The following is a 12,132-nucleotide window of genomic DNA, read 5'->3' as shown; positions in this document are numbered from 1 at the left end:
GGGCGTTATCCCGCGAGAAACTCCAGTGCGGTGGGGACGAACTGCTCGTGCGCCTGGAAGATTCCGCCGTGACCGGCGTCGGAATAGATGCGCAGGGTGGCGTTGGGCAGGCGGCGTGCCAGATCGTAGGAGTTGCTGGTGGGCACCATCCGATCGTCTTCACCGTTGGCGACCAGCACAGGGTGGGTCATCGTACTCAGATCAGCCGGTTCGGTCAGTCCCCAGGTGTGGATCGCGTCGAGCTGGGCTCGGAAGGTTCTCAGCGAGACCTTCTTGTCGCGGTCGGTGGACCGTTCACCCAATCGTGTGATGAACGCCCGCGCCTGCGCCTTGCCGTTCGCGGTCCGTGTGAAGAAGAGGTTCTGTTTGGGATCTTTGCGTGTCAGCACCGCTGCGATGGAGTCCGCGTAGGTCACCCGGGTCACCTTGTCGATGCCCTCGCCACCGGCCGGGCCGGTGCCGGCGAGGATGAGTTTGCGGACCAGCGCGGGGCGTTCGATCGCGATGACCTGCGCGACGAAACCGCCCAGTGAGAAACCGAACAGATCAACCTTCTCGAGACCCAGTGCTGAGATGAAGGCGATGACATCGTGCGCCATCTCGTCGACGGTCGCCGGTGTCGCGCCACTCGAACCACCGACGCCCGTGTTGTCGACCACGATGACGCGATGCTGGGCAGCGATGCCGTCGACGACGCGTGGATCCCAGTTGTCGAGGTTCGCAGCGAGGTGGTTCAAGAACACCACCGGCACGCCACCGGCGCGGCCGTATGTGCGGTAGGCGAAGTCGGTGCCGTCGACCGAGATCGTTTGGTTCGCAACGGACGTCCATGAGGTGTCTGGGGTCTCGCGCGGCACCGTGATGTCGCCGGGGCTGCGAACTGTGTGGTCTGTCATGTGTCTCCCACTCAAGTAAACCGATCTGTCTACTTCACCGTAGATCACGATCAGCGTTTTGTAAACAGATCTGTGTATATTGAATGGGTAACTGGTTCGGCGAGACCTGATTGGTCGGTGACTTCGATGGCAAACGCAACACGCGCCCAAGGGCCGCGCCGTGGTGACGGGCGGGGGCCTCGGGAACGCATCCTCGCGGCCGCGACCGAGCTGTTCTACGTCGAGGGAATCAACGCCACGGGAGTCGATCTGATTGCCGAACATGCCGACGTGTCCAAAAGGACTCTCTACAAGTACTTTCCAAGCAAGTCGGCACTGGTGGAGCAATACCTCGCCAGTGTTCGCGACGCGGCGGTTGACCCGAGGGAGGCGCCGGCGCAGGGTCCGTGCGAGCGTTTGATGTTGTTGTTCGCGGTCCCGGAGCCGGGGGAGGGTCGGATGCGCGGATGCCCTTTCCACAACGCGTCGGTGGAGGCGGCCGGCATCATGCCCGACGTCACCGAGTTGGTGCATCTGCAGAAGCGGGCCTTCGCCGCAGCGATCATTGATCTCTGTCGCGAGTACGGTGCTGCAGATCCAGAACTACTCGGACACCAGATCGCGCTGCTCTACGAAGGCGCGGCGGCCCTGTCGACGTCACTCGACGACCCACAGCCGTGGGTCTATGCACGGACGACCGTCGAGACGCTACTTGACCAATCGCGACCCCGCTGACGGCTCTGATTGTGGCTGTCAGTGGGCTCCGGTTACGACAGGCCCGCTCGACGTCACCACTTAATCGGTTTCAACAATCCCTATTCCCTTCGCCGTTGAGACAAGATTTCTCGCAGGCTCAGGAGTCGCCATTTGAGCGCCGGGTGACGACTCAATCGATCCGGGGCTTCGACATGCGGCCCAGCACCAATTGACGTGCCCGGCTCGCCTAGACCACCGCGAACACTACTTGTGGTTCCCCCTCAATCGTGGAGGACTCCTCTATGCGGCTTCGGATTCGGTGAATGCGGCGTTCTCGTAGTCGACCGGACTCATCATCCCGATCGTACTGTGGCGCCGCTGGTGATTGTAGAAGCCGTAGCACCAGTCCAACACCGTTGCTTGCGCTTCTGCCAGAGTGTTGAAAGTGTTGCATGACAACACTTCCCATTCAATAGATGAGAAGAATGCTTCCCCCACGGCGTTGTCGAAACATGATCCGACACGCCCCTCGACTGCCGGATACCCATCTTCCGGCACAGCCTGGTGAACCGTTTCGCGGTGTAGGTCGACCCGCGGTCTGAATTAACAGGAATTCGGTTTAATTCAGATTATGCCGGGGTCTGGGTTAAGCCGAGGAATGGCGAGTTGTCCTGTACGGGTTAGGGTGTGTAGCTGGTTTCTCGTCTTAACGTTGAGGGTCAGCGGAGGCTGTAGAGGGCACGGAGTTTCTCATCGGTGAGGCTGTCGGGCGCGGGGCCGTCGATGGCCGGGGTAGCTGCGTCGATGGCGTGGCGCATCATGTCGACGGTCGCGAACGCGTAGAACGCGGTGGTGGTCGACATGTTCTCGTGGCCGAGGAGTCGCATGATGATCGGCAACGGGATTCCTTGCTGGTATAGGTCCATCGCTTTGGTCTTGCGGAGCATGTGGCAGTGGATTCGGTCGGGCATTGATGGGCAGGTTTTTCGGGCCGCGAGGCCGGCTGATTTGAGCACGACTGCAACGGAATCCGTTGATAGCGGCGCGGGTTTGCCGTTACGCAGGCTGTAGAACAGTGGACGGGTGGCGTTTCTGGGCTCGGGATGGAACTCGTCGAGGAAGACGCGGAGGTGGTCGATTGTCGTGGTGGTCAACGGAACGACGCGGGTCTTGTTGCGTTTACCGGTCAGCGTGAGGTGCCCGGGCGCGGCCAGGTGCAGGTCGCCGAGAGTGAGCGCGGTGATCTCCCCGACCCGGGCGGCGGTGTCGTACAACAAGATCAACAGCATCCGGTTACGGCGCGACTTGACGGTGGCGCCCGTCCACGCCGCGAGCAAAGCTCGGGTTTGCGGTTCGGTGAGGAACTCGACAGGCTTCCTCGGTGATGCCGGGGCCTTGAGAGTGGCTGCACGCTGGCCCAAGGTGACCAGGGTGAGGTCTTCGGCACCGCAGTAAGCCAGGAACGCCTTGATCGTACTGAGGCGCAGCGCGATCGTGGCGGGCGTGTAGTGCTGGTGCTCGCTCATCCAGGTCAGCCAGCCCAGCAGGTGGGCATGATCGAAGTGGTCGAAAGTGACGTGGATGCGGTCGATGTGGTGTTCGGCGGTCAGATATCCCAGAAAGCATTCCAGACTGATCCGGTAGGCCTCGATCGTGTTCGGCGAACGATGTTGAGCAGTGGGCAGATACACGTGTAGCCAGGTGCGGGCCAAGGCGTAGAACTGCGGGGCACCGGTGCGCGGGTCGCGTTTCATCGAAACCCGACCTCGGGTAGCACCGACGCAATGGCGGCGGTGAGGTGAGCATAGGCGTCGAGGAACCGCGGCGAGGTCTGGATGTAGTAGAAGGTGGAATCGAATGACGCGTGCCCCATATAGCGCGCCAGGTAGGGCAGCATCGCGGTCACGTCGATGCCGCGGGCCATCCAGCGGTCGATGTTCGCGTAGGCGAAATGATGACGGAAATCGTAGGGCCGGGGCCGCTGCCCGCCCTCGGGGCGGGGCAGGCCGGCCCGGTCCCAGATCCGGTTGAACATCACTCCCACCGTTGCCGCGGTGACCGGCCGGCCGGTGGAGGAGACGAAGAAAGTGCCGCGGGCGCGGCCGAACCGGCGGGCCGTGATCTGCTCACAGCTCTCGAGGACGGCGATGACGTCGTCGGTCAGCGGTAACCGACGGCTGCGGTTGCCTTTGGCGCCCATCACATCGAGATATCCCTCACGCAGATGGATGTGGATGGGCTCCAACTGGCGTACCTCGCCGGTGCGCAGTCCACACGAATGCATCAGGGTGAAGAACGCGACCGCTTGCCATCGCCACGGCGAGGTCGTGGCCATGCCGGCCGCGGCGGCAAAGAAGCGGTCGATCTCCGCTTCGGTGAGCAGGTACGGGTGCGCCGGCACGAACTGGGCTTTCCACGCTGGGGAGAGCACGTAGGCGTCGTGGTCGCCGTGCACCTGCAACCAGCGCCCAAAGTCTCGGATGTAGGACATCCATGACCGGAACTCACCGGAGCGGGTCAGCTGCTCACTGACCCACTCTTCGACGGTGGCCTGATCGAAGCGGGTGCGGTTGTGGCGTGTGCAGAAGTCATCGAACTTGTGCAGGTACCAGATTCTCGAGGCCCCGTAGAATCCCATCGCCGTCTTGAAATCGAGGTAGGCATCCAACTGCGCGGCGAACGCGCTGGTGAACCCGTGGCGGTTCATGACCGCACCGCCGGTGCGGGGACGTCGAGGACGCAGCCGAGCAGCCGGTCACGATCGACGCTGAGATAGGTGTTGGTCGAGTCCGCGCTGGCGTGACCCAACACCGCCGAGATCGTCGGTAGCGGGACCGATGCCCGCAGCAACCGGGATGCCGCGTTGTGGCGCAACAACGCGGTACCGCCCTTGAACTCGGTCACCCCCGCCCGGGCGAACACCCCGGCGGTGATCCGATGGATCGCCGCATGGTTGCCCAAACGCCTGTGCGGCGCTTTGCACCGCAGAAACACGTGATCATCGGATGCGGCGGGGCGCTCCTCGAGGACGTAGGTGGCGAGCTTGTCGACCACCGCAGGCATCAGCGGCACCGTCAACGGGTTGTGGGTCTTCTGCTGCACGATCGACGCGGTCTGTGTGCGCCAATCGATATCACCGAGCCGCAGCGCGACAAGGTCGCACGACCGTAGCCCGGTGGTCAATGCCAACAACGTGATTGCCGCATCGCGCGCACGGACCGATCCGGACAGGCATGCCTGCACCACCCTCACCTCGTCGGCTTCGGAGAGCACCGGCACGATCCGGTGGGGACGTGTGATCCCTGCCATCCCGACCGCCTCGACCAACTCGATCCGTCCGGTGAACTGCAGGAATGGTCGCAGGTTCGAGACCACCCAGAACAGTGACGACCGCGCCCACCGGTCGGTCAGCGATTCGAGGAACTCCAGCACGCTGGCACCGTCAGCCTTCGGCACCGATCCCACGCCGCGAGATTCCAGGAACACCAGATAGCCGCGGGCGATTCGTCCGTAGGCCTCGCAGGTGGCCGGTGCCAGGTCGCGCCGAGCCATCTCGGCCTCCCACGCATCTGCCAGCTCAACGAACTCGTCCGTGGCCGGGACAGCGCCTCCGCCACCACGTTTCCTCGTCGAGATGTCTACTCGCCCGGTCAGGACATAGGAGTCGAACAGGGCGATCAGCCGTCGGTAATCGAACCGTCGTTGGGCGCTGAACCGGCCCGTGCGCGGGCTGGTCGTCATCGCTGCGAATCGTGCGCCCAGCTCCGGCGTGTACACCCCGCCCTGCTCAGCAACGAACACCGTGAGAGCTTTGATCGTCTTCTTGTACTGACCGATCGTCGATTCCATGTAACCGGCCGAACGTAGCTGTGCGACAACAACTGAAGCGATCCCTGCGACCGTCGTATCCATGACCTTCTCCTTCCAGAGGACATACGGATACGCATCGACGCTAGCCACACCCCGCACAAACATTAAGCCGAGAAACCGGTCACACACCCTAACCCGTACAGGACAACTCGCCATTCCTCGGCTTAACCCAGACCCCGGCATAATCGGTGTGGAAAATCAACTTCTGCGCATCGTCGTCACGCCCTGTCGCCTGCGTACCGCCCCGCGTGGCCACCGCCATCTCGATCGCGGCACACGCCACCATCGCATCCGGGTGCCGGCTGGTGGCCGCACTCAGCAGGCGGCGGCTGTACAGGTCGATGGCCGTGGCCAGATACAGCTTGCCCGCCCCGGTCGGGATCTCGTTGATGGCGCCCACCCATCGTTCGTCCGGACACTGCGCGGTGAAATCACGACACAACAAATTCCGGAACTTCGGGGCGGTCGTGTCCTGCCGGATCAGCCCGTTGCGCCGACGAAGCCGCCGCGCCACCAAGCCTTGGCGGCACATCGAATCAGCGACGGTCTTCTCCGGCACCGTCCACCCCTCAGCACGTAGATCCGCGTGCAGACGCGGTGACCCATGCAGGCCGCGGGCGGTGTCTCGGTTGTCGCCCGAGCACTACGCCATGGCAGTGGAGTTGAGACGCGACTACGAGCGGGAGCTGACGACCATCATTGAGTGCTGTGTCGCGACGGACCGCTGCGCCGGTCCCGATGTGCGAGCAACGGGGTTTGCGATCTTGCAGATGACTATTGCTATCGCAGGCTGATTCGACCCAAACGGTCCACTTTCTGTGGATGACCTGGCTCGGATCTACGAGACCCTGGCCGTCAAGATGCTCTCGTAGAAGGCCACAGAGGCTTGCACACACGCACCGCGGAATGATGGCGACGGTGGCACAAAGAGCGAAACTTTCTGTGGTGCAAGCGAACGCATGATCACTCGGTATTGCGTGACCTCCTGGGTCGGCTTCGGCATGGCGATGGAGCCTGGGTCGCGTGTTTGTGTGCTGACGCTTTGGCGCGGACGCGCGACGGTTGCCGTCGTGGTTTGAACCTGCGCATCGGTCCATCCAACGGACCGATTGCCCGCATGGCGGATCGCGGCTACTCTATGGCTTGGATCACAAGAACGGCGAAAACCTGGCAGCGGACGGGCGCTTGACGACACGGACACGCGGTCGGTCGAGTCCATAGTTGGCAAGTGGCGTAATTCGCACACTCGCCGTGGCGTTCAGGAGGAACAGCATGACGTTTGATGCCGACGTAGTCATCGTTGGGTTTGGGCCGGGAGGTGAGATCGCGGCTTCTCTGCTGGCGAGGGCGGGTCACCGCGTGATAGCGGTGGATAAGGCGCCCGCGCCTTATGGGATGCCCCGCATGAGCACGCTTGACGGAGAGATTGCACGGGTGCTGCAGCATGCCGCGGATCCCACCGCAGCAATGGAGGGTGCTATTCCCGCCGAGACGCTCAACATGTACGGGGTCAATGACGTGCGGCTGCCCTCGGTTGACTGGAGTCATCAGGTGTGTGGCCACCCGTCGCACTACTCTCTGCACCAGCCAAACATCGAGAGTGCGCTCGAGGCTCGAATCGCTGAGTTCGCCAACGCCACCGTGCTGTGGGGAGCGTGCGCGAAGGGGCTGGTGGATCGCGGCGACCACGTCGAGGTAACGCTTGAGAGAACCGACCCCGCTGGCGGGCTCACCACCGAGACCGTCACCGCTGGCTATGTTCTCGGTTTCGACGGCGCGAAAGGCTTTGTACGAGATGCGATCGGCATCGAACTCGACGTACTGCACGAGCACACAGACCGATGGATACTGACTGACTTCGACGCCAAGTCGCCGCTGCCCGACGCTGTCTTCGAAACTCAGATCCACATGCTTCCGGAGCGTCCGTGGTACGCGGGTCCGAATGGCGCCGATCGGTGCCGCACGGACGTCAAGATGCTCGACGATGAAGAATTGCCCGATCAACTCGACCACGCAATCGGATACGCGTTCTTGGAGGACCAGTTCGGGATCAAGCGGGACGACGTCGAGATCTCCCGGCGCGTTGCTTATCGCTTTCTATCGCAAGTTGCGAAGTCCTTCCGGCGCGGCCGGATCTTCATCGGTGGTGACGCAGCGCATGCGATGTGCCCATCGATGGGTCAAGGTGCATGCACCGCCATGCGTGATGCAGTGAATATCGCGTGGAAGCTCGACCTGGTGCTAGCCGGTCGAGTGTCGGAAACACTTCTTGACAGCTACGAAACAGAGCGCCTCCCTCACGCCATATTCTTCGTTCAAGCCTCGATGGGGGTGTGGGCGGCGGCAGTGGAAGAAGATGTGCAAGCCGCACTCGCGCGCGATCAGTTCATGCGCTCTGCGGATGCGCCGACGGGTTTGATCCCTGGCCTGCAGACAGGAATCCTGTCCCGATCGGGCGAGGGCGAATTGCGACCGGGTTCGGGAGTGCTGGCACCCCAGGGTCGAATCAGAACCGACGACGGCAACAGCCTCCTCGACGATGTGGTCGGATTTGGTGGCCAGCTGATAGGCCCAGTGGGAACTAAGCTGGCACTCGGCACCGAACGCTGTCGACGCCTTCTCGACGTCGGAGTTCACGTCCTCGAGATCGAGGACTCCCCGGCTGCAGACTTCCAGCCGGCAGACGACACCTACTCGTCATTCTTCTCCCAACACGATGCCACGGCGTTTCTCGCCCGCGCCGATCTCTATGTCTTTGGACTCGCAACACCCACGATGGACGTCGTCACGCTGGCGGATGACTTCTTGGCTCAAGTGCACTACGTCGAGCGGCGGAGTGCTGATGACTGCGTCGCAGTCGCGTCTCCTGCCAAATAGAAACGAAAGGTTGGAATTGGATGCTGAAGCCAATTGACAACACTGAGCTGTTGGCGCGGGCCGAAATAACACAAATCGTCCATCGCTACGCCTTCATGGCTACCGAAAACGCAGATTTTTCTGCAATGCCGGAGTTGTTCTGCGACGACGGTGTATTCGTACTACCAACTGGTGACACCGTTCCCGCTTCCGAGATCCATCGCATAGTGGCCGGCCCCGGACCTGAATTCATCCGTCACCACGTGACCACGACGGACATCAACTTCATTGATGCCTCGAATGCGAACGTCGAAAGTCTCTTCATCGCCTACACCGATGTGGCGCAACCTGATCACTGGGGGCGCTGGCGTGATCAGTTCCAGCGTCAGGACGGTGGCCGATGGCTGTTGCGCAGCAAAGAGCCTGTCGTCGAAGGTTACGACCCCGAGGGATTGTGGGCACTTGCTCTGGCCCAACCACGGTGATTCCGCGTAGCACATCACACTTCGGAGTATTTAAGAGAGGAGAAGAATGCGAGTCACGGTCACCCGCGATCTGACGTACGGCCAATACCCACTCCAGGCCTTGGGCATCTATCGGCCCGAGGTCCCAGCGGATGGTCCCGTGGTTGCGTACTTCCATTGAGGAGAACTCCAAGCGGTAGACAAATCAGCGAATGCCGAGGACAGGCTGATGGGAGTCGCGAGATTGGGCGTCGCGGTCGCCTCAGTGAACTACCGCCTGGCTCCGGCCGCCGTCTACCCAGATTATGTCCACGACGGAGGGGCGGCGGTTGCCTGGCTTAGGCGTCATGCATCGCGGCACGGCTTGAGCCGATCGGATTGGGGTGTGGGGAGCGTCAGCGGGCGCCTATATTGCCACGATGCTCGGCGTTACAAACGCTGACCCACTCCTACTCGGCGCAACAGCACTCGACGAAGGCAGAGTCGACGCCGTAGCCAGTTGGTTTGGGCCCGCTGACCTGCAGTCTGACGCAAGTAGATCGTGGCTGGAGGGGGCCCTCCTAGCCGCGCCAGTGGCGAGCGCTCTGATGGGCAGGCCCGATCCCTTGGCCGACACGCAAGAGATCCGCGACGTCAGTCCGCTGACACATGCTAGTTCCAGCGCTCCTCCCTTCCTCATTGCTTCCGGCGACGGCGATCAGATCACATCGATCGCCGAGAGCGAAGCGTTGCACGACAGGCTAGTTCGAGCAGGAGCCGAATCAACGTTCGTCGTGGTCGGTGGAGTTGGACACGAAGGGGAAGCATTTGACTCGACAGCCCACCTAGTGATGACGGCAGCCTTCTTGGGTGCGCACCTCTGTGCCGCCGCATCCACACCGCCCTGCTGCGTGAGGGCGTGGTGGCCGATGAAGGGCTTGGTGGCCTGTCAACCGCGGCGGAAGAGGCCGCGGACGACGATCCCGGCCGAGTGCGCCGGCCTGCCGGATCTGCTGCGGCGTGACTTCACCGCGGATCGGCCGGGACACAAGCTCGTCGGCGATATCGCCAATATCGCGACCTGGCAGGGGTGGGGGTATCTGGCGACGGTTCTTGATTGGTTTTCGGAGAAGGTTGTCGGTTATGCCATGTCATCTACAATGACTGCATATCTCGTGTGTGAGGCGTAGAGAAAATGCTCGAAGAATGTCGAGTTCATTCCGGATGTCACAATATTCTTCGAGCCCTAGTGCAGAGATGAAGGCGATGACATCGTGAGCCATCTCGTCGACGGTCGCCGGTGTCGCACCACTCGAACCACCGACGCCCCTGTTGTGAACTTCGACAACTGGGGATCCACGCGTCGTGGGTCTATGCACGAACGACTGTCGAGACGCTACTCGATCGCGCGACCGACTGATCGTCTGTCGCGCGATGCCCGGCGTCGACCGGGCCGACCGAGTTGTCGTTGTGGTCGACGTCGGCCCGGGTCAGAATCAGCGAATCGACGATCCTATGCCGAGTCTGCCGTGGACCTCGAGGACGATGCCGACTATTGCTGCGACGTAGTTGGCTTGTCCGTGGTCTCGAATGCTAAGGTACGCGTTGCAATTTTGGGCGATCACTGTTTGTTGGCTTGGATGGGATAGTCACGAATGTAGCACCGGAAGCTCCAGGTAGGTCTGGTCGCCGTGGTGAATGGTGACTGTTCCTGCGGGGGCGGTGGGCATGATGCGGGGGAAATCTCCGCCGCTGACAGTAACTCGCAGTCGTTCGCCGGCTTGGAAGCGCCAGTGCGTGTGTCCCAGCGCGATATTGTATTGGTGGGGTACGCCCGCGGCAATCGATTCGAGCCTCTCTCGACTCGTTCTCAATCGCGCCCGCAGGCTACCGACCTCGATCTGGAGAACCCGGTCGTCGGCGGTCACGACTTCGAGTTTGCAAACGAAGTAGGTGTCTTCGGCTGTGATCGATGCTGACAGATGCAACATGACGGGTCCCGCCACGACTGTGTCGGACTCGAACGGGGACGTTGTGAACGAGGTTCGGCCTCCGGCGTAGCGGCCCTGTTGGTTTGGGCTGCGGTGTTCTCTCAACGCCTGATTCTTCGAACTATCGGTGGGACTGCTTCCGAGCACACTTGCGGAAGGTCCGTCGAACGGATCGACGGCGTAGGTCGTATCTGACGTGGGTGGGGGTGTGGGCCACAGCCCGCCTTCGGGGGTCGGGTACCGGCGAGTCACGGTCGTCTCGGGCGCGGGCCAGTGCTCTGCCACTATCCACTGCCCCGCACCTGCGGCAGCGGTGTCTTCGAAACTGACGACCGGGGCTGGAGGCGGGCTGGCGCCCAGGCGTTCGTCGAGCCAGTAGTCGAACCAGTGGAGGAAAACGCTGTAGGACAGCGACTTGTCCGGGCTCAGTTCCTCCATGCTCAGGCCGGTGGACGCAATGAGTTGAATGGTGTTGAGGTCCGTAACGGGCACTTTACCGGGTACCAAGAAGGGAATGACGTGTACCCAGGGCCCGTACAACAGCCACGTTTGCTCCGGTCGCTGCTGCAGAGCGTCGAAGCCTCCTTCTTTGAATATGTCGTAGTATCCGCCGACGAACAAGGCTGGGGCCGTGGCCGTGGCGATTGTGTTCGTCGTGACCGCCTGCTTCCAATGATCGTCGAACAAGTAGTGGTCCTGAAAGGACTGAAGCGTGCTCGCATGGGCTGCAGCGTCGACGACGGGCCCTTGACTGGCCCACCATGCGCCGTTGGATGTCGGGACGCCTCCCGGGTAAATCCATTCATAGATATTCGTCGGCGACACGATCGGCGCGATTGCCGCGAGGCTCGGCGGATTGAGGGTGGCAACCCGGCAGGTGGTGACCGATCCGTAGCTATCGCCCGTCTGGCCGATCTTTCCCGTCGAAAATGACTGATCGGCAAGCCATTCGATGATGTCGTAGTTGTCTTCTGCTTCTACCGGCTGGAACCAGTCTGAGAACTCCCCTTCAGACGCGCCACTCCCACGGACGTTGGCGACCAAGACGTTGTACCCGCGTTCCGACAGGTATTCGTGCTGCAGAGCAAACATCTCAATCGGGTACGGCGTGAATTGCGCGACGATCCCAGGAAACTCGCCCTCCGCAGGCTGTCCGCCGCGTCCGGGCCTGTACAGACGTGCCGATAACCTCGTTCCGTCGCGGGTAGGCACCTGGATCTCGTACTGCAAGCTTTCGTACTCGGCCGGACGGTCGTACGACATCCAATCTCGAAGCCCGGTGGGTGCCGGCGATGCGTGTAATCCCCACAGAGCGTCAATTTCTTCAGGGTCTGTTCCGGTGGTTGCGGGTGACTCGGACATGAGAACTCTTTTCGGTCGGAGTGCTGTTCATTGAGAGAA

General features: G+C 61.9%; 12 protein-coding genes and 1 pseudogene. 6 read left to right on the top strand and 7 right to left on the bottom strand.

The annotated features are described in order from the left end of the window. Positions 1 to 5 precede the first annotated feature (5 nt). Positions 6 to 896, bottom strand: a complete 891-nt coding sequence (locus AC4AMJ_RS09385; RefSeq protein ID WP_489917890.1) for an alpha/beta fold hydrolase — start codon at positions 894 to 896, stop codon at positions 6 to 8. 126 nt (positions 897 to 1,022) lie between these two features. On the opposite strand from AC4AMJ_RS09385, the gene AC4AMJ_RS09380 reads away from it, so the two are divergent. Continuing rightward, a complete protein-coding gene (locus tag AC4AMJ_RS09380) occupies positions 1,023 to 1,610 on the top strand; it encodes a TetR/AcrR family transcriptional regulator (RefSeq protein ID WP_489917889.1) in 588 nt (195 codons plus the stop codon). Between the two features lie 261 nt (positions 1,611 to 1,871). On the opposite strand, the gene AC4AMJ_RS09375 is transcribed toward AC4AMJ_RS09380, so the two are convergent. From AC4AMJ_RS09375 to AC4AMJ_RS09355, 5 genes are all read right to left on the bottom strand, one after another. After that, a complete protein-coding gene (locus AC4AMJ_RS09375) occupies positions 1,872 to 2,069 on the bottom strand; it encodes an IS3 family transposase (protein WP_489918403.1) in 198 nt (65 codons plus the stop codon). A gap of 221 nt (positions 2,070 to 2,290) precedes the next feature. Next, positions 2,291 to 3,325, bottom strand: coding sequence for a tyrosine-type recombinase/integrase (locus tag AC4AMJ_RS09370; RefSeq protein WP_489895788.1), 1,035 nt, complete (start codon positions 3,323 to 3,325; stop codon positions 2,291 to 2,293). Continuing rightward, positions 3,322 to 4,278, bottom strand: a complete 957-nt coding sequence (locus tag AC4AMJ_RS09365) for a tyrosine-type recombinase/integrase (protein ID WP_489917771.1) — start codon at positions 4,276 to 4,278, stop codon at positions 3,322 to 3,324. The genes AC4AMJ_RS09370 and AC4AMJ_RS09365 overlap by 4 nt, the downstream gene beginning before the upstream one ends. Continuing rightward, positions 4,275 to 5,483 (bottom strand): site-specific integrase, encoded by a 1,209-nt coding sequence (locus AC4AMJ_RS09360; RefSeq protein ID WP_489917770.1) that lies wholly within the window; start codon positions 5,481 to 5,483, stop codon positions 4,275 to 4,277. The genes AC4AMJ_RS09365 and AC4AMJ_RS09360 overlap by 4 nt, the downstream gene beginning before the upstream one ends. An 88-nt stretch (positions 5,484 to 5,571) precedes the next feature. Next, positions 5,572 to 6,000, bottom strand: a complete 429-nt coding sequence (locus AC4AMJ_RS09355; RefSeq protein ID WP_489917888.1) for a DDE-type integrase/transposase/recombinase — start codon at positions 5,998 to 6,000, stop codon at positions 5,572 to 5,574. A 91-nt stretch (positions 6,001 to 6,091) separates the two neighbouring features. Between AC4AMJ_RS09355 and AC4AMJ_RS09350 the strand changes: the two genes are divergently transcribed. The 5 genes and pseudogenes from AC4AMJ_RS09350 (at position 6,092) to AC4AMJ_RS09330 (ending at position 9,930) form a co-directional block, all read left to right on the top strand. Further along, on the top strand, positions 6,092 to 6,235 hold the full coding sequence (locus tag AC4AMJ_RS09350; RefSeq protein ID WP_489917887.1) for a hypothetical protein: 144 nt from the start codon (positions 6,092 to 6,094) through the stop codon (positions 6,233 to 6,235). Between the two features lie 478 nt (positions 6,236 to 6,713). Beyond that, positions 6,714 to 8,318 carry an FAD-dependent monooxygenase gene (locus tag AC4AMJ_RS09345; protein WP_489917886.1) on the top strand — a complete coding sequence of 535 codons (1,605 nt, stop codon included), beginning with the start codon at positions 6,714 to 6,716 and terminating at the stop codon, positions 8,316 to 8,318. Positions 8,319 to 8,338: 20 nt separating this feature from the next. Then, positions 8,339 to 8,782 (top strand): nuclear transport factor 2 family protein, encoded by a 444-nt coding sequence (locus tag AC4AMJ_RS09340; RefSeq protein WP_489917885.1) that lies wholly within the window; start codon positions 8,339 to 8,341, stop codon positions 8,780 to 8,782. A 244-nt stretch (positions 8,783 to 9,026) separates the two neighbouring features. Further along, positions 9,027 to 9,507 (top strand): annotated as a pseudogene (locus AC4AMJ_RS09335) (hypothetical protein); the annotation flags it as partial. 84 nt (positions 9,508 to 9,591) lie between these two features. Then, complete coding sequence (locus AC4AMJ_RS09330) at positions 9,592 to 9,930, top strand: DDE-type integrase/transposase/recombinase (RefSeq protein WP_489917884.1); 339 nt, start codon at positions 9,592 to 9,594, stop codon at positions 9,928 to 9,930. 459 nt (positions 9,931 to 10,389) lie between these two features. On the opposite strand, the gene AC4AMJ_RS09325 is transcribed toward AC4AMJ_RS09330, so the two are convergent. Then, positions 10,390 to 12,093 carry a CocE/NonD family hydrolase gene (locus tag AC4AMJ_RS09325; protein ID WP_489917883.1) on the bottom strand — a complete coding sequence of 568 codons (1,704 nt, stop codon included), beginning with the start codon at positions 12,091 to 12,093 and terminating at the stop codon, positions 10,390 to 10,392. Positions 12,094 to 12,132: the final 39 nt, after the last annotated feature.

The organism is Gordonia sp. LMA484 (genome assembly GCF_058129505.1).
The sequence above is the reverse complement of the archived record's forward strand: the minus strand, read 5'-3'. Positions and strand labels throughout refer to the sequence as shown.